This is a genomic window from Bacillus sp. N5-665 (assembly GCF_022637375.2).
GTDB lineage: Bacteria > Bacillota > Bacilli > Bacillales > Bacillaceae_G > Bacillus_A > Bacillus_A wiedmannii.
In genome coordinates, this window is sequence record NZ_CP093325.1 from 2766142 (window position 1) to 2790878 (window position 24737).

The window sequence follows — 24737 nt, forward strand, 5'->3', positions numbered from 1 at the left end:
AAAAAACTTAGAAATAAATACTATCCCAAAATTCACATTTTTATTTTGGGATAGTATTTATTATTGGACATGTAATGTTATTTCAATAATATACAATTTCGTATTGTATCATGTAATTTCTTTAAACCAATCAACATATCTTTTTCATTTAACATTGAGTAGCTAATCCGTAATTGATTATTACTTATATCGGTATTTAATAGACAAGCTGTTCCTGGTAAAAAAGAGACATCTACTTCATTTGCTTTTTGTAATAAGGTAAAGGAATCTATCGAATCAGGAAGTGTAATCCATAAATTAAAGCCACCATTTGGTATTTCAAATCGTAATTCTTTAAGTGGTGATAACATATCAATCGTTATATCACGTCTAATTTGTAGAGCCGTACGTAATTTTTCTAAATGATTTTTCATACGTTCTGCACGTAAAAAAGGAAGGAGTGCTTTTTGCGTTAATAAAGGACTACCGATATCCATTGAACCTTTTACAGCATATAACCATTCAAAAATAGGCCCATCGGCAATAAGAGATGCGATACGCAATCCTGGTGCTAACGTTTTACTAAATCCTTTTATATATATTACATGACCGTTCGTATCAAAATTTTTGATAGGAGGGGGAATAGTAGCACCCTCAAAATATATTTCTCCGAAAGAATCATCTTCAATTATAAAAAACTCATATAGCTCTGCTAATTCTATAAGTTCCATTCGCCTTTCATTACTCATTACTGTACCTGTCGGGTTCTGGAAAGTTGGATTCGTATACAATAATACGGGATTTTTACTTTGACAAATATCATCGATTAAGTCGGATCGAACTCCATGATTATCAAGAGAAACTGGTATAATTTTAGCGCCTTTATTGATGAAAATATCAAGTGCAGAACTGTAACAAGGACTTTCCACTAATACAATATCACCAGGTTTTAATAATGTTTGAGCAATTAAATCAATTCCTTGTTGTGCTCCGCTTGTAATTAATAATTGAGATGGATCGGTCACTAAATTTTGGTGTTCACTTAAGTAATTTGCTATTTCAACTCGCAGTTCATAATCACCCTGTACTGGCCCATAAGTTGCTAGGATCATCTGGTCTTTATTAAGTATTTTATGCATTTCGTCTGCTAAGAATGGATTTGGCAATAAACGAGGATATAAAATTGCTTGTGAAAAATCGTAATATTTTCGGTGCTGATTCATTGCATATTGAGATCGCATAACATTAATCGTTTTCGTTTGTTGCCATTTGTACGGAATTGGTTTGAAATCTTTCTTTACATGTTTATGTATATAAGCACCTTTTCCTTGCTCAATGCGTATATATTCTTTCTTTTCTAATTGCTTATATGCCTTACGAACAGTTAATAGGCTAATCTGCAAATCTTCGGCCATAGAGCGTAAAGATGGAAGGGGGTCACCATGCGCAAGCATGCCACTTTGTACTCTTTCAACGATTTGCATATATATTTGTTGGTAATACGGTATGTTGGATTCTTTACGAAGGACAATCTTCATGGTTTCACCTTTTTCGTTTTTATTTTATTAAAGCGAAAAATATAAAGAGAATCAACTACAATTTTAAGTAACTGTTATATACATAGATACACTGTTATACACCATACCTTCTATACTCATGTTAAGAGTAAAAAGGAGGAAGAAAAATGGTCATTTTCAATTATATTTTAGTATGTATTATTTTCGGAACAACATTTTTAACGATAAAAATGGGAATTGAAGCAGGAGCGCCCCCATTATTTTCAGCAGGAATTCGTTTCTTTTTAGCAGGCGTAATTCTGATAATTATATTTAAGTTAAAGCGAAAAGAAATTATGCCACATGTATTTTCAAAACGTATTATATATGCTGGTTTTTGCTTAACGTTTATGACATTCGCTACATTGTACTGGGCGGAACAATATATTTCTTCAGGATTAGCTGCTGTACTTTCTGCTACGGGGCCGATGATGATTTTATTATTACAGGCAAAGAGAAATAAGGAAAAATTACAAAAAGAGCAACTCGTAGCATTAATTATTGCACTAATAGGTGTTATTTTTGTTTCTTTACCAGGAACGCACCAAGAAATAAGTCTCATATGGAGTATCGCTTGTTTTGTTTTAATAATAGGAGAGTTATTTTACGGAATAGGCTCTATTCGCTCAAAAGAAATACTTTCGGATTTACAAAGTGTTTCACCATTTCTCATTAATGGTATTCAAATGTTTTACGGAGGAGTTTTATTACTAATCATATCCGTCATAGTAGAACAACCGAATGTATCTGTATTAGCTTCATGGAGTGTACAGTGGCCTATTTTATATCTTATCTTTATCGGATCAATTGGTGGGCACGGATTATATTATTGGCTCTTATCAAAAACAAACCCTGTATTCCCGTCAACGTGGTTATATGTATCACCGCTAATTGCTATTATAGTAGGATATATCATATTAGGAGAACCTTTAAACCCTACAATGGGAATAGGTGCTTGTTTTATTTTGGTTGGTGTATTTTTAGCTAATCGATCCACACTCCGGAGCTATTTCAAACAAGGGAAATTATTTGAGAAGGAAATGTAGTTGTATAAAGAAGCAGCCCTGTATATAACAGGGCTGCTTGAATTTTATTCATGATACGGATTGACTTTATTTATTGGAAAGGCGTAATATTATTAAGCTATATGAAAGAGAACTGTAAAAAGAGGGGAGTTATTATGAAAATGAATTGGACTGAAGTAAAGGAAAAAATTCGACCGCAAATTTCAAAACCATCATATGAAACTTGGTTTACTAATACTACTGTTTATTTAGAGGATGATATATTAACAATTTATTGTCCAAATGAATTTGCTCGTGACTGGTTAGAATCTCACTACAAAGAATTAGTATTTCATACATTAAGAGAAATGTTTAATACGACGTTTGAAATTCAGTTTGATCTATGTAATGACGAACCATCAAAGTTGAAAGATGTTCCAAAAAAAAAGCTAAATAGCTGGGATGAAGTAAAGAAAGCGTTAAGGCCAAAATTAGCAGAGAAAACATTTATAACCTGGGTTAGAAATACAAATGCTACTATAGAAGATAATACATTAATAATCTTTTGTGAGGATGCGTTTCATCGTGATTTGCTTGAAGGTGAGTATAAAAATATAATTTCAAGTACCGTACAGAAAATTACTAATGAAGAATATCAAATATGGTTTGAAATAGAATCAAAAACCACTTCTATCACACATATTCATCATATGCAAAATAATCCACTCACTTCCGGACAAGAAGAACCCAATACAATTTGGAATGAAATAAAAGGTAAAATGCAATTAATAATTTCAAGACCTTCATATGAAACATGGGTTAAAGAAACGACAGCCAGAATAAATGAAAATTCATTAATCATTTATTTTGAAAACGAATTCCAACAAGGATGGGTTGAAAAGTCTTATAAAGATTTAATTGCGGAAATAGCTAAAGAGTTAACTGGAAATACATATGAACTTCAATTTGAATTAGAATCAAATAAAGATGCAACCAGTAGTGGTGAAAAATCAAAATCACCTACTGAAAATACTATTTTCGAATTATGGGAGCAGTTCAAATCGTCCAATGATGAGTTAAAATATAATAATGTAGAGGATAGCGAAAAACGCATTCAAGCATTAGAAGAAAAAATAGTGAACTTAGAAAAAGTGATTGATACATTAGTGGGAAAATTAGAGGTAGTAGAATTAAAAACACAGTTGGAAAAATAACCAACTGTGTTTTTTACTTAATTCGCTTTATTGATAAACCCTTTATAATGACGTTTTACAAGCTGACTTTCTAAAGTCTTCATTGTTTCAAGTGCTACACCGACGATGATAAGTAAGCTTGTACCACCGATTTGTGCAGAAGGTGGTAATGTAGCAATTTTCGTGAATACGAGCGGTAAAATTGAAATTGCCCCTAAGAAAATTGCACCGATAAATGTTAAACGGTATAAAATTTTAGTTACATATTGTTCTGTGGATTTACCAGGACGAATACCAGGCACATAGCCATTTTGCTTTTTCAAATTCTCAGCCATTTGTTCAGGGTTTACTTGAATAAATGCGTAGAAGTATGTAAAAGCAACGATCAGACCGACATAAAGCGTCATTCCAATTGGATGTGCGAAATCAAGATTTGCAACTAACCATTGCGATACGCTTGAATCAGGGAAGAGCTGCGCAATTGTACGCGGCGTCATTAAAAATGCGGAAGCAAAGATAACTGGAATTACACCAGCACTATTTACTTTAAGAGGTAAATGAGTGTTTTTTGCTCCTTGATATTGATTGTTTCCTGAAACAGCTTTTGCATATTGAATCGGTATTTTACGCACAGCTTGTTGAATGTAAATAACGCCAACAACTATCGCTAAAATTACGAGACCAATTAAGACCATCTTTATGATGTGCATGAATAATTGATCGCCTGCATTTTGAAATTGTTGCAAATAAATTTGATTCGCAACATTTGGAATCGCCGCAACAAGTCCTGCGAAGATAATCATCGAAATACCATTACCTACTCCATTAGCGGTAATTTGTTCACCTAACCAAAGTAAAAATGCAGTACCTGCAGTTAAAACTGTCGCAATAAATAAGTATGTAGTCCAGCTTTGATCTGTTATTAATTGTCCACCTGCTATATTATTAAAGCCATAAGACATCCCAATGGCTTGTATGAAGGCGAGAATGATTGTAAAGTATCGAGTGAATTGAGCTGATTTCTTACGGCCCATTTCTCCTTGCTTTGCCCATTCCGAAAATTTAGGTATAACGTCCATTTGTAGTAATTGTACTATGATGGAAGCTGTAATATATGGTGTAATACCTACAGCGAAGATTGAGAAGTGTTGCAGTGCTCCTCCGCCAAATACGTTTAGCATACCTAAAACGTTAGCTTGATCTTGTACTTTTAATACCTCTGCGTTAGTATGAGGAACTGGAATAAACGTGCCAATTCGAAAAACAATTAGCATCGCTAGTGTAAAAAGAATTTTGTTTCTTATCTCAGCTACTCTCATGAAATTTGAAATCGTACGAAACATTATGTCGCCTCCTATATTTTTATCAGTTCAAAACTGATTATTATATCCCGATGAAGTAACCACAAACCTCCTTCCGCATTAAATTCATTTGACAAATGGAATTTTATACATTTTGTAGTTTTCTCGGATATAAAAATATAAGGTGTTTTTTAGCGACCAATAAGCTTTTCGTAATTATTCAATACACATAATATATCGAATAAATTAACAAATGTACATACATACGCATGAAAAATGAATGAATAGGGGCATTTTTTACATTTATTTAATGCTAGATTGATAATTAGGAACGTTTTATGTAGTTGTATTGAAAGGATTCCGTGGAAAGTATTATGGTGTAGCTGTAGCACATGATAACCTCAAGGAAATCTTCAAGGATGTTGAGAAAACTCATATATTTTGTCGTGAATTAGAGAAACTATTAAAGCAAGAAAAGATTTGATTGAAATAGTAGTGAAGGAAAATCTTTCTTCTATAGAGAATATTTCTAACGCAGGAATCTAAGTATATAGGTTCTAATGAAAGGAGAATTCACATGAACACATTTGTAAAGGACAAGTTTTATAAAACGAGAAATCAATTATTTGAGGAAATTACTTTGTTAAGTGATGCTCAATTTAATAGAAAACCAGATAAGGATAAATGGAGTATAGCACAAGTTTGTCATCACTTAGTTTTATTAGATGAGAGAGTTATAACGGTTATTTCGTCAGGATTAAAAAAGATGGATAGTTTCCAAAATGAGCGTAAAGAAATTCATACTATTGTATTAGATAGATCGATAAAATTTATAGCACCAGAAATGATTGAACCAAGTATAGAACCATTTGAAGTGCTGCAAATGGTTGATTTGTTAAACGACTCTAGAAAAGAATTAATGCGTTTTCTGAGTACAATAGAAGATGAATCTAAATTGGCAAAAAAATCAGTGATGCATCCAGCTCTTGGAGAATTACTTCTTGATCAGTGGATAGAATTAATCTATTTGCATGAACAGCGTCATATAGAACAAATCAAAGAGGTCAAATTGCTTTGTGAAGTTGAAAAGTAAAAATTATTATCTATTTATTGAGCGATTTAAGATAGCATCAAGGGTTTGAGTGATAAAATACAAGTCTTAATTAAAATTATGATGAATTTAGTTGAAAGCAACCAATAAGCAGAAGAAAATACGAAACTAGCAGATCTTACTCTTGAATAGGAAACGAACATTCAAAAAAACGAATCCGAATTGCTGTATAAGTGTAACCCCGTCTTAAATGAAGAACGGGGTTATTATTTTTGGAAGTGATCTCAGCATTTTCATTTAGAAGGAAATAAATTAGCAATGAAATCCGAAAATGTAATTAGCATTACATACTATATCTTTAAGTTATAATGATTTCTGGAAATGAGTTATATGTCCATAATTTTGACAGTACATATACATCTACCGTTGGTTTAGCGCTCTTCACACGTTAGAGGAAGAAGTAAATACTATTCTGCTAGGGGGGATATGCATTTTATTCTCTATATTTTCACAGCAGAACCACCTCCAAAATTATCTTTTGCAGTTGAATTTTTCCGAATAATAAGTTACATTTTTAAAGTTCAAGCTACTTTATAGCAGTACAAAAAGGGGAGAAATATTGTTATTATGCAAAAAATGAAATGGAAGAACTATGTATGCTATTTTATTATTCTTATGCTTATTGTAACAGCAGTAACAGCCAAACCAGCTATTTCTAAGGCTGAGGAATCTGATGTTAATATTACATTGTTAGGTACTGCAGATATTCATGGTAGATTTATGCCCTGGGATTATGCGCTCGATGGTGCAAATACGAGCGGAAGTTTAACACAGCTTTATACGGTTATAAAGAAGGTGCGTCAAGAAAATCCCAATACCATATTAGTAGATGCTGGGGATACAATCCAAGGAAACTCAGTAGAATTATTCAATGATCAGCCACAATCGCCAATGATGGTAGCGATGAATGCAATGGGATATGATGCTTGGGCATTTGGAAATCATGAATTTAACTTTGGATTAGATACATTGAAAAAAGTTAGTGAGCAATATAAGGGAAAGACGTTAGCAGGAAATATTTACAAGGAAAATGGAGAGCGTTTTCTTCCTGCATATACAATTGTTGAAAAAGGTGGAATTAAAGTCGGGATTATTGGTATGAATACACCAATGATTAGTGATTTTGAAAAAGGGACAGATCATTTGGATGGATTGGTAGTGAAAAATCCAGTAGAAGAGACAAGGAAGGCCATTAAAGAGTTAGAAGGTAAAGTAGATGTAATGGTAGGTGTTATGCATATGGGACTAGAAAATGAGAATGGAATCCCTGGTACTGGTGTTCAAGATATTGCGAATGCTTGTCCGGAACTAAGCGCTATTTTTGCAGCTCATATGCATAAGCTTGTTAAAAAAGAAGTTGTAAATGGTGTCATTATTACAGAACCAGATAAATATGGAACACATATCTCACGTATTGACCTTAATTTTACAAAGCAAGATGGAAAGCTGGTTCTAAAAGATAAAACTGCTACCGCTATACCTGTAAAAAATACTGATGGAACAACAGTAGTATCTGATCCTACACTTGAAGACACACTCACACCTTTTCACGAGTATGCGAGGGGAGATGCAAATGTTGTAGTCGCTCAATTAAAGGGTAGAAACCTTGTTCCTGAAAATGAAATAAAAGGTATTCCAGGTGTGCAGATTCAAGAGACACCTTTATCGGATTTCTTTCATGAAGTCATGCTCTACTACAGCAAAGCAGATGTAGTAGCCCATCAAATTGATAACGATAATGCCCGTTTGGATGTAGGTCCTATTAAGAAAAAAGATATTGCGTATAATTATCAATATGCTTTGGGAGAAATTACGGTATATAAGGTAACTGGGAAAGACTTAAAAGACTATATGGAATGGGCGGCAGGGTACTTTAACTCATCTCGTGCCGGAGATGTAACAGTTAGCTTTGATAAAACCCGTCGTGCTTCTAAATACAGTACGAATGATTTCTTTGGAGGCGTAAAATATGAAATTGACTTAACAAAACCATATGGAAGTAGAATTACAAATTTACGTTCTATTCGTACAAATAAACCAATCAAAACGAACGATGTTATGACACTAGGAATGAATGCATATAGAATGGAGGCTCTTCAGGCAAAAGGTGGAGCTTTAGAGGGGCGTAAGTTTGAACAAATTTGGTCATCTAAACAAGAGAATGCATTCGGGGAAACTGGTGGAACCATTCGTAACCTTGCTATTACATATTTAAAAGAGGTAAAGAATGGTGTATACACACCAAAAGTTATGCATAATTGGAAAATTACTGGCGTGAATACACATTCTTCAGAGCATAAGGCTGTAGTGGATCTTGTAAATAAAGGGATTTTAGAAATTCTAAAAACTGAAGATGGAAAATATACAAATATAGCATCTATAAATACTAAAGATTCAATTACAAAAGAAGAGATTGTAGCACTCTCACAAAAAGCTAATATTAATCCAAATCAGTTTAATCATGTAAAAAGAAAAGGTGAATTTTACAAAAAACTTAGTAGGATAATTAAATAAATATAAAATAGATAGCTTTCGTGCAAAAAACTATTAAACTTGGACATACCATTATCCTAAAAAAAGTTTGTGATTGGTATGGAAATATAAAGAATCAACGATAAAAAGTCCCCTGGATCATTAAACAAATCCGGGGGATTTTTTATTTGAATAATTTTGGTTTTATTTCTTACTATGCATATTTATAATATGCTTTAAAAGAACATACCTTGAGCTAATAACATGCAAAAGATGTGTCCTTTACTATATTTAAATGGGAGACAAATTAAAGATATTTTTGACAAAATAAAAAAGCCTGAAACTCATATGAGACTTCAGCTATCTCATGATGTTACAATCCATGTAGCTATATACATAAAAACATTATATTAAAAAATCTAAATTGTAGATGCGCTGCCTCACTAAAGTATTTATATACTATATATATCATAAAACAAAACACGCACTTTCTTTTTCTTGTTTATCAAGGTCATTAGTATTCATTTGATCCATCTTTATCCTAAATCAACTTCATGTCCGAAATATAAGTTTAAATAAGTAATATAAATTATAAGATGTCCTATAATAATTGTTATTTTAATAGCATTAAACCTACTCTTAAAATAGTAAAGAGTGGGTTTTTATGTTGTTATTTAGATGTAAGGGTACTTTGATTAGAATGAATATAGATAATTAACAACTAACCAATTGGATGAGCGCCTAAAAGAGCTCTGTTTTATTGAAATTAATATACATATATGTGTCGTTCTTTATTTATATCATCGACCACATATATGTAATTTTGCATAATGTTACATAAATTGTGTATTTTCTCTTTTTTCCGACAGGAATAGACAGTATACTTTGTACAAGCTTTCTATTTCAAAAATTATACGAGGTGAAAAAATGAAAAACAAAAAGACATTAACTAAGGTAGCATTAACAACAGGCTTAGCTTTAACAGCTGTAGCACCATACGGAGTAGGTCATGCTGAGGAAACAGATCAACTACAAGTTCAAATTCAGGAAGAATCGTTCCGTTCAGGTGAACTTACACAACCGTCACAAAAGGCACCAGAGAATGTAGTAAAAGATGCTCTTAAGGAGAAAACAGAACAAGCCCTTTCTCCAAAGCAAGTCAATGGAGAAACAGGAGTAGATTATAAAGTTCTTCAAAAACGTGGTTCATATGATGGAACTACACTTGTACGTATACAGCAAACATACGAAGGAAAAGAAGTATATGGCCATCAATTAACTGCACACGTAGATAATAACGGTGTTATTAAAAGTGTTTCAGGCGATAGCGCGCAAAATTTAAAACAAGAAGAATTGAAAAAACCTATTAATCTATCAAAAGATGAAGCAAAACAATATATTTATACGAAGTACGGGAACGATATCAATTTTATTTCTGAGCCAGAAGTTAAAGAAGTTATTTTTGTTGATGAAAATAATGGACAAGCTAGCAATGCATACCAGGTTACATTTGAAGCTGCAACACCAAAATATGTTTCCGGAACTTATTTAGTAAATGCACAAAATGGTGATATGTTAAAAAATATGTTACAAGAATCTAACTTAAAAGCAAGTGAAAAACTAGTTGGAGCATTAAAGAAAAGTAAAAAAAGCAATCTTACATCATTAACTGGAACAGGAAAAGATGATTTAGGTATATCACGTACATTTGGAATCTCTCAACAAAGTAATGGCAAATATGCTCTTGCTGATTATACAAGAGGGCAAGGAATTGAAACATATGATGTGAATTATAGAGACATTACTAAAGAAGAAAGCTATTATCCTGGTACATTAGCAACTAGTACTTCGACAACATTTAACGATCCAAAAGCAGTAAGTGCTCATTACTTAGCAACAAAAGTATTTGATTTTTATAAAGATAAATACAAGCGTAATAGCTTTGATAATAAGGGACAAAAGGTAGTTTCAGTTGTACATGCTTGGGATTCTGGAGATACGAATGATCCGAAAAATTGGCAGAATGCATTAAGTGCGAATAATGGAAGTATGCTTGTATACGGAGATCCTATCGTTAAAGCTTACGACGTAGCTGGCCATGAATTTACACATGCAGTTACTTCTAGCGAATCTAATCTTGAATATTACGGTGAATCTGGTGCGATTAATGAGGCGCTATCTGATATTATGGGAACATCTATTGAGAAATACGTAAATAATGGAAGCTTTAACTGGACGATGGGAGAACAAACTGGATCTGTTTTCCGTGATATGGAAAACCCGGCTTCTGTTCCATCTTCACTTGGAGTACCTTATCCAGATGATTACAGTGAATTTAACGATTTTAATGGATGGGATCAAGGTGGCGTTCATTTTAATTCAAGTATTATTAATAAAATTGCATATCTCATTGCAAAAGGTGGAACTCATAACGGTGTAACTGTTAAAGGGATTGGTGAAGATAAAATGTTTGATATCTTCTATTATGCAAATACAGATGAGTTAAACATGACTTCTAATTTTAAAGAATTGAGATCAGCATGTATTCGAGTGGCAACTAATAAATATGGAGCAAATACTGCTGAAGTTCAAGCAGTTCAAAAGGCATTTGATGCAGCGAAAATTAAGTAAGTTAGAAATATAGTTTTCATTCATATATTATTACGTTATGAAAAACAGCTACTGTCATTTTAAAGATAGTAGCTGTTTTTTATACAGCAATGTATGATTGAAAATACACTTAATAAGCAATAATTAGGTTGTCTATCTTTATGAAGTTACGACACATATATAAGGTTTAAAGTATATAAAAACAGAAAATTAATAATATATTGACCTCTTAATAGAAAGTGCTATAAAATGAAAGCGATAACAAACGATTGCTTTAAAATGATTTCCCTGATCTTTTAGTATTTACAAATATATGTAGACATAAAAAAATCTATTTTTTTAAACATTAATGCAAACGTTTTCGCATTAAAAAGATCATGGAAATCCATATGTAAAAATTGCCAATATGGGGGGGTGAAATAAAAGAGATTTCTAGATTAATTTAAGTAGTGTAATTTAGTACGAACATATTAAATCGTGCGTACTATTTAAAGAAAGGGTGTATGTGGTGCAAATGATAAAAAGATTAATTAACAAATCAGTTTTATTACTTACTATAATCGTTATGTTATCCTCTGTTTTCTCTTTTCAAAGTGTAAAGGCAGTTTCAAATTCGAAAACAACTGAAGTTATCATTCATTACAAAGAACAGTCTGGAAATACAAAGGATTGGAACCTTTGGTTATGGGGAGAAAATGCGAATGGTAAATCATATGAATTTACTGGTGAAGATGAATTTGGAAAGTACGCTAAGATTAATATAGATGATGACTATGATCGTGTAGGATTTATCATTCGTACGAATGAGTGGGAAAAAGATGGTGGCGATCGTTGGATTGAAAATATAAAGGACGGTCGTGCTGAAGTATGGATTCTTTCTGGTGATGAAAAAGTATATAATTCTAAGCCTTCTTCGGATCTATCAATTCAAAAAGCAACTATTGATAGTTTTAATGAAATTACTGTAACGACTAATGTCCCGTTTCATATTAAAGAACGGAATATTGAAATTGAAGGCATTAAAATTAAGGATATTAGTCCTTATGATATAAACAGTGGAGATATTACTAATAAGGTAAAAATAATTACAGAACAGAAAATTGATTTAAAACAGACATACAAAGTTAAAATAGAAAACGTTGCTGATACGAATACTGAAATCGGTAAAGTCATTCGTAACGAAGAGTTTGATAAATTATTTTATTATAGTGGTAACGATTTAGGGAATATATATACGCCTCAGCATACGAAGTTCCGTGTATGGGCTCCTACTGCGAGTGAAGCGAAGTTAGTTACATATAAAAAGTGGAACGATAAAATAGGTACTGAAATAAACATGCAACAAGGTGAAAAAGGAACTTGGAAAGCAGAACTTAAAGGGAACCAAAAAGGGCTCTATTATACGTATAAGGTGAAAATTGGTGATAAGTGGACTGAAGCAGTTGATCCGTATGCACACGCTGCTTCTGTAAATGGAGATAAAGGTGCAATTGTTGATATAGAAGAAACAAATCCGAAAAAATGGAAGGCAAACAAAAAGCCGAAATTTAAAAATCCGGAAGATGCTATTATTTATGAATTGCATGTACGTGATCTTTCTATTCAGCCCGAAAGCGGTATTAAACAGAAAGGAAAATATTTAGGGGTAACAGAAAAAGGAACAAGAGGTCCTGAAGGTGTGAAAACAGGCCTTGATCATATGAAAGATCTTGGTGTTACGCACGTGCAGCTTTTACCGATATTTGATTATGCATCAGTAAATGAAGAGAATTTAAACGAACCACAATATAACTGGGGATATGATCCGAAAAATTTCAACGTTCCAGAAGGATCCTATTCTACAAATCCATATGAGCCAACTGTTCGAATAACTGAATTAAAGCAAATGATTCAAACACTGCATGATAATAATCTTCGTGTTGTAATGGATGTAGTATATAACCATATGTATAATGCTGCTGAATCTAATTTTCATAAGTTAGTTCCAGGTTATTATTACCGTTACAATGAAGATGGAACATTTGCAAATGGAACTGGAGTAGGAAATGATACAGCTTCAGAACGAAAAATGATGAGAAAATTTATGGTGGATTCGGTCACATACTGGGCAAAAGAATATAATTTAGACGGATTCCGTTTTGATTTAATGGGTATCCATGATTATGAAACAATGAATGAAATACGTAATGCTGTTAATCAAATTGATCCTTCTATTATACTGCATGGAGAAGGTTGGGATTTAAATACACCTCTTGCAGCTGAGTTGAAAGCAAATCAAAAAAATGCGGAGAAAATGAAAGGGATTGCTCATTTTAACGATAATATACGTGATGGATTGAAAGGTAGTGTATTTGAGGAGAAGGAAAATGGATTTGTAAATGGAAAGGACAACATGGAAGACCGCATTAAAAAAGGGATTACGGCAGGCATTTACTATGATACAAATTCGTCTACTTATAAAGATCCGGAGCAGGTGCTAACTTATGTGGAAGCACATGATAATCATACATTATGGGACAAACTTGAATTGACTAATCCAGATGACAGTGAAGAAGTGCGAAAACAAATGCACAAATTGTCTTCTTCGATTTTATTAACATCACAAGGTATTCCATTCTTACACGCAGGACAAGAGTTTATGCGCACGAAATATGGTGATCATAACAGTTATAAATCTCCTGATTCAATTAACCAAATGGACTGGTTGCGCCGTGCAGCATTTAATAATGAGGTAGAATATATGAAGGGTTTAATAGATTTACGCAAAAAGTACTCAGCTTTTCGAATGACATCTGCAGAACAAATAAAAAAACATATAGCTTTTATGGATACTCCCAAAAATGTTGTGGCTTATTCAATAAAGGGAAATGGTAATAAAAACGAATACTTTATGGTGGCTCACAATGCAAATAGAGAAATCGTTGAAATAACGCTTCCATCGAAAGGTCCTTGGAAAGTATTAGTAGACGGTAAACAGGCAGGCAGTAAAACACTTTACGTTGTCCATGATAATAAAATTAAAGTTCCTGCGTTAAGTTCATTAGTTTTAAAAACGGAGAAACCGATTAAATAAAAGTAAATAATGTGGAAATATATACTGAATTAAGCAAATTGAATAAGGATTGCAAATAAAAAAGCGAAGTGAAGGTTGTTTTCACTTCGCTTTTAAAGTTAATGTAATATAATTTCACATACTGTAATTATATTACAATTTAATAAAAGAAATAGGCAAGAGATTATTGGTATTGTAACAGTTGGGAGAGAAGATGTCTTTGCGTTTATTTATAAAATTATCTGAAATACATTCTTAATTTATATAATTTTCATTACATATTCGAACATATAACGGACTAGAGGTTCGAGTTGTATTAATTCCTACAAATCGTTTAAAGATAGTAAAGGCGTAAAAAGTATATGGAATTAAAATAGAGAAAAGATACCATTCAAGGTGTCTTTTCTCTATTTTAAATACGATATGTAAGTAACTTACTTGCATGCAATAGTATGTTATATTTTTACACTAACTTCTAAAGGGAAATTTAAAACTCTTTTCTTAATCTATTTGTAATAAATCGTATCAGAAAATTTTATCGATATAATAAATAAAACTTTCTCAATATTATTGTGTTTAATAACTATATCCATCTGCTTTCCAATCCATTACAATAATTTCACATTGGAAATACATGAAAATTCTCAATGTTCTAAATGGTTTATACCTTATAGGATTACTATGGGAAAGGATGTGAAATGTCTAATAAAAAATCATTTTTTATGATGAAATAAAAAAATTTAATGAAGAAAAAGTTATTTTATTATTCTCAAGCTTCGTTGAAGTACATGTATTTATAATCACTATGAGACAAGGGGCAGAATCTAAAGATTATTTTTGTAGATTAGAAAATTGTATTTTAAAAATAAGTGAAACATTTATGGAGGGTTATATGAGCGAGCAAATTTATTTCTGGTCTCCTATTAAGCATTGGGAGAAATTGCATAATCAAATTTTGATAGGGGAAACAAGATTTACAGGCGTTCTGTCTGAGTGGTTTCCTGAGTTTTATTTTTTGACTCAAAAAGGTGTGAAAATTAGTGAACTAGTAGAGCACTTTTCGTTAGGAAATGTAGAAGAGACACAAAAAACAATAGAGCTTATGATAAAAAAACGTGTGTTAGTAAGTAACATATTACCCCCAAGAGAAGTCTTTTCCACACAAGAAAAGATTTTTCCGAATCCATATAGCAACCAGATGCGCTTTTCTAAAGAAGATTTAGATAAGTATATGAGTGAACAATTGAATCGAACGCACCATGCTGTGCGGTCAACCGAAATTCAACTTGAAACAACAAATGATCTACCCACTATAATCAAGGAACGTAGGTCTTGTCGCCAATTTGATATGAAAAAACATATTAGTTTTTTAGAATTTTCCCAATTCATATCAACTCTAAAACAGGTTAGGAAAGAAAATATATACTATCATTACGCAAGTGCAGGCGGACTCTACCCTATTGATATCTTTGTTTATATAAAACCAAAACGTATAGAAGGTATGAAAGCTGGGTTTTATTATTATAACCCATCAAAAAACTGTCTTGTGATTGTAAATAATATTGATCAAGTAATCAAAAGTGATCATGAGTTAATTAACCAAGATTTATTTACTCAGTCTGCCTTTTCAGTTTATTTGGTTTATAATGCGAACGCTTCCATCCCGAAATACGGTTCAGATGGATATTTATTTGCTTGTATTGAGTCTGGTATTATCACTGCTACCTTAAATATGGTGGCTGAGACATTGAATTTAGGCGTTTGTTCAATTGGTCATATGAAATTTGAAGAGATTCAGCAGTTTTTATGTTTGGATAATCATCAAGTATTTCTCCATGGGCTTGAAATTGGTCTGAAGATTAACGAATAGATGAAATGAATATTAGGGGGATAAAGATAAAAATGCACATTAAAGATCGAAGTTCGATTCATGAAAATAAAGGGGTAGAGGCGTTTTGGAAGGAGCAGTTATCTTCCGAGGTTCTCGATTTTTCTGTATTTAATAGAGGTTACCAACTAAATAAAGAAAATCCTTGCGAGCACGTTCAAGTCATAATGAATGTAGAGTTTAGTAAAAGTATACAAAAAATAATTAAGTTTCAAGATTTATTATTATTTAGCTGGTTACAGGCCGCGTTAAGGATTTGTTTGGCACACTATACAGATCAAGAAAGGATTACTATTGGTATTCCTGTAATTGAAAAGAATATTGAACAAAGCGAGAATCTTAATAAATTGATTCCTTTAGGAAGTGAAATCCATCCGCATCATAGCTTTAAACAAGTAGTAAATCAGATTGAACAAACGACTTTATTCGGGTATGAAAATCAGGAGTATCCGCTCTCTGAATTATTAGTTAAACACAATTTAACTCCTTTTCAAATTGTTATTGGGATGGAAGGATTACATAACGAAAATTCGCTAGAAGAATATGCAGAGAATAATTTAGCCATCTGGATACAAAGAAAATGGAATGAAATACATAATGAATTTGAAATTCAAATTTCTTTCAAGTCTCATTCATTCTCTTCTTTGCAACAGTTTGCAAATTCATATCTTTATGTTTTAAAGCAAGTGTCAACAAATTCGAATTTGGCTGTGAAAGATATTTGTATCATTTCAGAAGAAGAGAAAGAGTTGCTAGAAGAATTGAATCAAGGACAGGCGGACATAGAATTGTCTCAATCATTTCAAGATTTATTTGAGGAGCAAGTGTTAAAAACCCCAGATCAAATTGCTGTTGTTTGTAATGATCAATCTTTGACATATAGAGAATTGAATAGGAAATCAAATCAATTGGCTTCTATTCTTCAAAGTAAAGGTGTTTCGAAAGAAAGTATTATTGGGGTTATGGTAGATCGTTCATTGGAAATGATCATTGGCATGGTGGGGATTTTAAAAGCAGGAGCAGCTTACTTACCTATCGATCCTAACTACCCAACTGAACGAATTGAATATATGTTACAAGACAGTCAAGCAAAATGTTTACTTAGTAAGCGAACTGAGGAAGCATTGCCACAATTTGCGGGTGAAGTACTGTATCTTGATAAAGAATATCTTTTCCAAGGTGAAGAAAGTAATTTAGTACGAGAACATAATCCTAATGATTTGGCTTATGTTATTTACACATCAGGATCGACAGGGAATCCAAAAGGGGTAATGGTAGAACAGAAATCTCTTGTCCATTTTTTAAGTGTAATGAGAGAAAAAGTAAAAGATAATCAGTCATTCTTGTTTCTTGCTAGTGTATCTTTTGATATCTCCTTGTTAGAAATATGTCTGCCTTTAACACAAGGTTCGAAAGTAGTTATTGCTACAGAGGATCAGTTCGCAACAAAAGAATTAGCTTATTTGGTCAAAGAACATAAGGTGGATTTATGGGAATCAACGCCATCGCGAATGGAAGTGATTTTGAGTGATCCAGAAGGGGCAAATTTTCTAAAAGATTTAAAATCTATTTTGTTAGCAGGAGAAGCATTTTCCATTGATTTGGTTGAAAAAATTCGATGCATCAGTGAAGCGACAATTTTAAATATTTATGGTCCTACAGAAACAACCATTTGTGCAACAGTAAAGGATTTGAGCTCTGCCAAAGAAGTTACGATTGGAAGTCCCAACCCGAATTATCATTCCTATATATTGAATAAGTATGGTCAATTAAAACCATTTGGAATTCCGGGTGAACTCTGCATTGGTGGCGTGGCGGTAGCACGAGGGTATCTTGGGAAATCTAAACTGACAGATGAAAAGTTTGTACCGAGTCCTTTTACAGCAGGAGAAATGATGTATCATACGGGTGATCTCGTTCGTTGGTTGCCTAATGGAGAACTTGAATATCTAGGTCGAATGGATCATCAAGTAAAAATTCGGGGATATCGGATTGAATTAAGAGAAATCGAAAGCCAGTTAAGGGAATATCCAGAAATAAACCAAGCTATCGTTGTTGATCAAGTATATGGAAATAGGAAATTATTAGCTGCGTACTATGTATCGGATAATAAGGTCTCTTTTGATGAAATCAGAAAATATTTAAGTGATAAATTACCTGAGTTTATGATTCCTGAAAAAATGATTCAGGTGGAAGAGATTCCGTTGAATCCAAATGGGAAAGTTGATAGGAAAAGGTTATTAGAGATAACACAAACAGATTATGTATCAATTCCATACGTTGCCCCGCGCAATGAAATTGAACAAAAATTGGTGCATGCATGGGAAAAAGTTATGGAGATTGAGGGAATCGGTATTCATGATAATTTTTTTGCTTTAAAAGGAGAATCGATTAAAGCACTTCAGGTAATTAATTTATTAAGAAAAGACTGCTTAAAAATAAGTACAACAGATTTTTTTAAGCATCCCACGATTGCTCAACTTAGTAATTGTGTAAAGTTAGAGCATAAAACGGAAAACTTTGAAAATAGACCCACCCATGTTAAAGATTTGTCTAAGCCATTTCCCTTAACAGAGGTTCAGACAGCGTACATGTTAGGAAGGAATTCACAGTTTGAATTAAGTGGTATTTCACCTCAAACTTATTTTGAATATGAAACAGAATTGAATATTAATCGTCTTTCAAAAAGTTTTCAAAAGGTAATTCAACGTCATCCGATGTTACGAGCTGTAATTTTACCAGAGGGAGAACAGCAAATATTAAAAAGCGTTCCTGATTACGAGATTGAAATAGTGAGCCTCATAGATTTAGATGATAGGAATCAAAATGCTCGCTTACAAGAAGAACGTTCTCGAATGACTAATCATGTATTTCCTTTAGGGCAATGGCCTTTGTTTGAATTAAAAGCCTTTCTTTTAAAAGAAGACACGTATTTATTATGTTTTCGATACGATGCTTTATTAATGGACGGAGCAAGCATGAACATCGTTGGACAGGATTTGTTTCATTATTATTATAAACCAGAGCAAAGGTTAGAACCTCTATCTTTTGATTTTCAAGATTACATGTTTATCTATGATGAACTGGAACAAAGTACAGAATATAAAACAGCAAAAGATTATTGGACAAGTAAGCTTCCTGACTTTCCGTTTGCGCCTTCTTTGCTGTTAAAAAAGGATCCAGCAGAGATTGCTACTCCTAAGTTCCAATCACTTACTAAGATCCTGGACAATGAAATATGGAAAAAGCTACGAAAGTTAGCACAAGAGAAAGAAGTAACTCCTTCGGCTCTGCTTTGTACAATATATGGTGATGTATTGGCATATTGGAGTAATCAACGTCGATTGGCAATTAATTTGACTGTATTTAACCGTTATCCTGTTCATGAAGAAGTAGAGCAAATTGTGGGAGATTTCACTTCACTCATCTTGTTGGATGTTGATGTGAATCCAGATCAATCTTTCTTTACTAGAGTAAAAGAAACGCAATCTACTTTATTAGATGGTCTCGAACATCGCCATTACGATGGAGTTAATTTCATTCGAGATTTTACTCGATATCATCAAATGACGCCAAAAGCAGTTATGCCAATTGTTTTCACCTCGATGCTAGCAGGTGCGGGTGCGTTTGCTTGGGAACAGCTTGGTTCTCTTCGCCATATTCATGCTCGAACTCCACAAGTGTATTTGGATAATGTAGTAATTGAAAAAAATGGAGAGTTATTAATTAGCTGGAACTATGTTGAAGAGTTGTTTGATGTTGATGTAATAGAAGCAATGTTTTCCCAATTTGTTGACTTATTGGAACAATTGGTGAAACAAAGCGACGTAACATCTTTGCGGATGAAAGAATCGGATCAAACTTTAATTGAGCAATACAATGAAACAACAGAAAAAATACCTTTAACTACTCTGTATCAATTATTTACAGACCAAGTAAAACGTACACCGGATGAAGTAGCAGTGGTATTTGAGCAAGAATGGTTAACATACTCGGAACTTCATAAACGCTCCAATCAAATTGCGCATTTCTTAAAAGAGCAAGACATTGGTCTAGGTGACAAAGTGGGTCTTTTAGCAAAAAGACAAGTTGACACAATTGCTAATATGATAGGTATTTTAAAAGCAGGTGCCGCTTATGTTCCGATTGATCCCGATCATCCTTTAGATCGCCAAACATATATTTTAAAAAATAGCTCATGCAAACTTTTATTAGAACCTAGTCTTTATGAAGAAAAACATTTGTCATTATATACAACAGAAGATATGCCCGCTATTGCTGGTCCAGAAGATCTTGCCTATATAATATACACTTCAGGAAGTACAGGGAAACCAAAAGGAGTAATTATTACTCATCAAGCGGTTGCAAATACCATTCAAGACATTAATCAAAAATATGAGGTAAATGAAGATGATCGTATTATTGGTATCTCTTCCATGTGTTTTGACCTATCTGTATACGATATTTTCGGAGCTTTAAGCACAGGTGCAATGTTGGTAATGATTCGTGATCCAAGAGACATGCAAGAATTAATCCGCACTGTCGAACGTAGAGGGATTACAATTTGGAATACAGTACCTGCAATTATGGATTTGGCATTAGATCAAGTAGGTTCTCATTTTGAACATTCTTCCTTGCGTTTAGTTTTACATAGTGGAGATTGGATTCCACTTTCTTTACCAGAAAAAATAAAACGACATTTTCCGATTGCAGAAGTAGTTTCACTAGGAGGAGCAACAGAAGCATCGATTTGGTCAATTTATTATCCGGTCAAACAGGTGGAATCAAATTGGAATAGTATTCCATACGGGGTGCCCTTGGCAAACCAAACGTATTATGTGTTGAACTATGAAAAGAAAATGTGCCCTGTTGGTGTAATTGGGGATTTATATATCGGGGGAGTGGGCCTTGCTAAAGGATATTTAAATGACGAACAGAAAACGAATGACGCATTTGTATCACATCCTGATTTTGGTCTTTTATACAAGACAGGAGATTGTGGAAAAATGCATCCTGAGGGATATATTGAATTTTTAGGCCGCCAAGATTATCAAGTGAAAATTCAAGGATATCGAGTAGAGTTAGAAGAAATTGCCCATTGTCTTCTAACTTACAAACAAATCGAACATGCTGTTGTAATTGATCAAACAGATGAGAATGGAATAAAATTTTTAGTTGCATATGTGGTAAATGAGCAAAATATTAGTACAACAGAACTACGAAAGCATTTGCGAGATCACTTGCCGGATTACATGATTCCTTCTTATTTTGTTTATTTGGAACAATTGCCCTTGACTCCAAACGGGAAATTAGATAGAAAAGCGCTCCCTACTCCAGAGAAACAAAAAAATGAAGTATTTATTGCTCCAAAAACTGAAATGGAAAAAATATTAACTAGTGTTTGGCAAGAAGTACTCAAAGTAGATCGAGTTGGGGTAAATGATCATTTCTTTGCCTTAGGTGGAGATTCGATAAAAGCAATTCAAGTGTCCGTCAGACTATATAGACAAGGATTTGAGCTAGAGCCAAAAAATCTATTTTCATTTCCTATATTAGGAGACATGGTTCAATTTGTTAAAAAGCTTGATCATCTTCCAAATTTGCAAACAAGTGATGTAAACAAAACGAACGATAATAAAGTTACATCACTAAATGTTAAAAATAAACAACTTAATCAACATACACTTATCAAAATACAAGAAAAAATGCCAGAAATAAAAATAGAACGTATTTACCCATTGGCACCTTTCCAGGAAGTTATTTATGAACATGCTGCGACTGAACCTGATACAAATGCATATTTCGAACAAACAATTTGGGCACTTGAGGGGGAGCTGGATATTAATCTCTTTATTCAGTGTTTCCAACAATTAGTTGATCGTCATGATTCTTTAAGGACGATAATTGTGCAAGATGAACAAGCACAACCTTGGCAAGCTGTTTTACACGATGTTCAAATGATTTCAGAGATAAAAAACTTGATTGAGATGACGAAACAAGAACAGCAAGAATTCCTAGACCAGTGGATGAATGAAAATTTAAGTCAAGGATTCAAAAAAGATGAACTCATGACCCGTCTCTGTATATTCCAGCTAGGAAATAACGAGCATAAGGTGGTTTGGAGTTCCCATCATCTATTATGTGATGGTTGGAGCGTCAGCATTTTGATAGACGAATTATTCCAGCTCTATGAAACAATAAATGCGGGAACTACGGCAGAGTTACCTATGGTGAAACCTTTTGAGACATTCATAGATTGGACTGTAGCACGAGATCATGAGAAAGCACGTCATTTTTGGAGGGATTATTTATCAGGATACAATCAGAAAATTAGTATTCCTAAAAAGAAAGTCCCATCTAAAAGTGAAAGGTTAAACTTCACTTTTATGGATTTAACATTAGACAAGGATTTGACTAATCAGTTACAGACATTTGTAACTAAAAACAATATAACTATGAATACAGCCCTACTAGCTGTATGGGGAATATTACTTGGCAAATTCAACGGAACGAGAGAAGTAGTATTGCCTAATCTAGTATCAGTCAGACCTCCCGAAGTAGAAGGAATTGAAAATATGTTCGGTCTGTTCACAAATGTTTTGCCTATCCGATTAGCATGGACAGAAACGCAGTCTTTTGTGGACTTCCTGCAAAAAGTTCAACTAGAAACATTAAAATGTAATGAGTATGCATACTATTCATTTGTTGATATACAAAAGCAAAGTGAATTAAAAACTGAGTTGACTGACCATCTTTGGGTTTTTGAAAACTATCCAACTAATCCAGCAATCTTTTCTTCAAATGAAAACAGACATTTTGCTATCACGGATTACGAAGTTGTTGATGAGCCACATGTAAAGTATGGAATTATGTGCTTCCCTGAGGAAAAACTTACAATAAAGTTTGGATTTGATCAAACCGTATATGAAGCAGAGAAAATACAGGAAATATTAAATCACATCCATGGATTAATCAACATGATTCTTCAAAATCCAATACAAGCAATTGGTGATTACAAATTATAAAAAATGAAAAGGCGAGCAAGAACTCGCCTTTTTAAATAGAATAGGGGTAAACCAAATGACAAAAAACCTGCAGTTATCAGCTGAAGAGATGCGTCAGTTAGGATATCAAGCGGTTGACTTAATTGTTGATCATATGAATCATTTAAAAAGTAAACCAGTTTCGGAAACGATTGATAGTAATATTTTTAGAGACAAGCTAATTGAAACGATTCCGGAAAACGGATCCAATCCAAAAGAGTTACTTCATTTCCTTAATAACAATGTGTTTAATCAAATTACTCATGTGGATCATCCTCATTTTATGGCTTTTGTGCCCGGTCCTAATAATTATGTTGGTGTAGTAGCAGATTTTTTAGCAAGTGGATTTAATGTATTTCCTACAGCTTGGATAGTAGGTGCAGGTGCTGAACAAATTGAATTAACGACAATCAACTGGTTAAAATCAATGCTAGGATTCCCTGATTCAGCAGAAGGACTATTTGTCAGTGGCGGTTCCATGGCTAATTTGACTGCACTTACTGTAGCGAGACAGGTCAAGTTGAATAATGACATAGAAAATGCGGTTGTGTATTTCTCTAACCAAACTCATTTTTCTGTAGATCGAGCACTTAAAGTATTAGGGTTTAAACATCATCAAATTTGCCGAATTGAAACAGATGAAAAGCTAAGAATTTCAGTTAGTACTTTAAAAAAGCAAATAAAAGAAGATCGATTAAAAGGGAAAAAACCATTCTGTGTTATTGCCAATGCAGGGACAACGAATTGCGGAGCGGTGGACTCTCTCGATGAATTGGCTGATCTATGTGGTGATGAAGATGTATGGCTACACGCGGATGGGGCTTATGGGGCTGCAGCAATTCTCAGTGAAAAAGGAAGGGAGTTGTTAAGAGGAATTCATCGTGCTGATTCTTTGACGTTAGACCCGCATAAATGGCTTTTTCAGCCTTATGATGTTGGTTGTGTACTCATTCGAAATAGCCAATATTTAAGTAAAACGTTCCGTATGATCCCAGAGTATATTAAGGATACGGAAACTAATTTAGAAGAAAAAGTGAATTTTGGGGAGCGCGGAATTGAACTTTCTCGTAGATTTAGAGCATTAAAGGTATGGCTTTCTTTTAAAGCATTTGGAATCACAGCTTTTCGTGAGGCAATAGATCATGGTATTATGTTGGCTGAACAAGTTGAAGAGTTTTTAAGGAAAGAAAAAGATTGGGAAGTAGTAACACCTGCTCAATTAGGTATTGTTACTTTTCGTTACATTCCTTGTGGTCTAACGTCTACAGATACAATTCATGAAATAAACAAAAAATTGGTGGAAGAAATTAATCAAAGAGGATTTGCTATGCTAAGTACGACTAAATTAAAAGAAAAAGTAGTAATTCGAATTTGCTCTATCAATCCAAGGACAACAATAGAAGAAATGCTTCAAATCATGATGAGCATAAAAGCAGTGGCAGAGGAAATAAACAATTCGTCTAAACATCTTATATCTGTTTCTCAGCCTTGATATATTAGGTAAGTTTTACGTAATAATAGCCGATTT

Annotated in this window: 11 protein-coding genes; 9 read left to right on the top strand and 2 right to left on the bottom strand. The window is 33.3% G+C overall.

Annotated elements, in window-relative coordinates; genetic code table 11:
• Positions 1 to 77 precede the first annotated feature (77 nt).
• Complete coding sequence (gene pdxR, locus MNO09_RS16890; RefSeq protein WP_000706787.1) at positions 78 to 1517, bottom strand: MocR-like pyridoxine biosynthesis transcription factor PdxR; 1440 nt, start codon at positions 1515 to 1517, stop codon at positions 78 to 80.
• A 146-nt stretch (positions 1518 to 1663) separates the two neighbouring features.
• On the opposite strand from pdxR, the gene MNO09_RS16895 reads away from it, so the two are divergent.
• Together MNO09_RS16895 and MNO09_RS16900 are read left to right on the top strand one after the other, a co-directional pair.
• Positions 1664 to 2581, top strand: coding sequence for a DMT family transporter (locus MNO09_RS16895; protein WP_000234370.1), 918 nt, complete (start codon positions 1664 to 1666; stop codon positions 2579 to 2581).
• Between the two features lie 134 nt (positions 2582 to 2715).
• Positions 2716 to 3753: a DnaA N-terminal domain-containing protein gene (locus MNO09_RS16900; RefSeq protein WP_000783728.1), complete on the top strand. Its 1038-nt coding sequence runs from the start codon at positions 2716 to 2718 to the stop codon at positions 3751 to 3753.
• 17 nt (positions 3754 to 3770) lie between these two features.
• On the opposite strand, the gene secY is transcribed toward MNO09_RS16900, so the two are convergent.
• Positions 3771 to 5075 carry a preprotein translocase subunit SecY gene (gene secY, locus MNO09_RS16905; protein WP_000490105.1) on the bottom strand — a complete coding sequence of 435 codons (1305 nt, stop codon included), beginning with the start codon at positions 5073 to 5075 and terminating at the stop codon, positions 3771 to 3773.
• A gap of 535 nt (positions 5076 to 5610) precedes the next feature.
• Between secY and MNO09_RS16910 the strand changes: the two genes are divergently transcribed.
• From MNO09_RS16910 to MNO09_RS16940, 7 genes are all read left to right on the top strand, one after another.
• Complete coding sequence (locus MNO09_RS16910) at positions 5611 to 6126, top strand: DinB family protein (RefSeq protein WP_001091622.1); 516 nt, start codon at positions 5611 to 5613, stop codon at positions 6124 to 6126.
• 585 nt (positions 6127 to 6711) lie between these two features.
• Entirely contained in the window at positions 6712 to 8658 is a 1947-nt protein-coding gene (locus MNO09_RS16915) for a bifunctional metallophosphatase/5'-nucleotidase (RefSeq protein ID WP_070168874.1), read from the top strand.
• 885 nt (positions 8659 to 9543) lie between these two features.
• Complete coding sequence (locus MNO09_RS16920; RefSeq protein WP_000791435.1) at positions 9544 to 11247, top strand: M4 family metallopeptidase; 1704 nt, start codon at positions 9544 to 9546, stop codon at positions 11245 to 11247.
• A 487-nt stretch (positions 11248 to 11734) separates the two neighbouring features.
• Positions 11735 to 14299 (top strand): type I pullulanase, encoded by a 2565-nt coding sequence (pulA, locus tag MNO09_RS16925; protein ID WP_001177927.1) that lies wholly within the window; start codon positions 11735 to 11737, stop codon positions 14297 to 14299.
• 871 nt (positions 14300 to 15170) lie between these two features.
• Positions 15171 to 16148, top strand: a complete 978-nt coding sequence (locus MNO09_RS16930) for a SagB/ThcOx family dehydrogenase (RefSeq protein ID WP_000003215.1) — start codon at positions 15171 to 15173, stop codon at positions 16146 to 16148.
• A 32-nt stretch (positions 16149 to 16180) separates the two neighbouring features.
• A complete protein-coding gene (locus MNO09_RS16935; protein ID WP_140399242.1) occupies positions 16181 to 23191 on the top strand; it encodes a non-ribosomal peptide synthetase in 7011 nt (2336 codons plus the stop codon).
• A gap of 55 nt (positions 23192 to 23246) precedes the next feature.
• Positions 23247 to 24701: an aromatic-L-amino-acid decarboxylase gene (locus MNO09_RS16940; protein ID WP_000164817.1), complete on the top strand. Its 1455-nt coding sequence runs from the start codon at positions 23247 to 23249 to the stop codon at positions 24699 to 24701.
• Positions 24702 to 24737 lie beyond the last annotated feature (36 nt).

What these genes read in the sequence shown, in the direction of transcription:
- pdxR (WP_000706787.1), bottom strand. Translation starts at nt 1,517, where the DNA reads ATGAAGATTGTCCTTCGTAAAGAATCCAACATACCGTATTACCAACAA.
- MNO09_RS16895 (WP_000234370.1), top strand. Translation starts at nt 1,664, where the DNA reads ATGGTCATTTTCAATTATATTTTAGTATGTATTATTTTCGGAACAACA.
- MNO09_RS16900 (WP_000783728.1), top strand. Translation starts at nt 2,716, where the DNA reads ATGAAAATGAATTGGACTGAAGTAAAGGAAAAAATTCGACCGCAAATT.
- secY (WP_000490105.1), bottom strand. Translation starts at nt 5,075, where the DNA reads ATGTTTCGTACGATTTCAAATTTCATGAGAGTAGCTGAGATAAGAAAC.
- MNO09_RS16910 (WP_001091622.1), top strand. Translation starts at nt 5,611, where the DNA reads ATGAACACATTTGTAAAGGACAAGTTTTATAAAACGAGAAATCAATTA.
- MNO09_RS16915 (WP_070168874.1), top strand. Translation starts at nt 6,712, where the DNA reads ATGCAAAAAATGAAATGGAAGAACTATGTATGCTATTTTATTATTCTT.
- MNO09_RS16920 (WP_000791435.1), top strand. Translation starts at nt 9,544, where the DNA reads ATGAAAAACAAAAAGACATTAACTAAGGTAGCATTAACAACAGGCTTA.
- MNO09_RS16930 (WP_000003215.1), top strand. Translation starts at nt 15,171, where the DNA reads ATGAGCGAGCAAATTTATTTCTGGTCTCCTATTAAGCATTGGGAGAAA.
- MNO09_RS16935 (WP_140399242.1), top strand. Translation starts at nt 16,181, where the DNA reads ATGCACATTAAAGATCGAAGTTCGATTCATGAAAATAAAGGGGTAGAG.
- MNO09_RS16940 (WP_000164817.1), top strand. Translation starts at nt 23,247, where the DNA reads ATGACAAAAAACCTGCAGTTATCAGCTGAAGAGATGCGTCAGTTAGGA.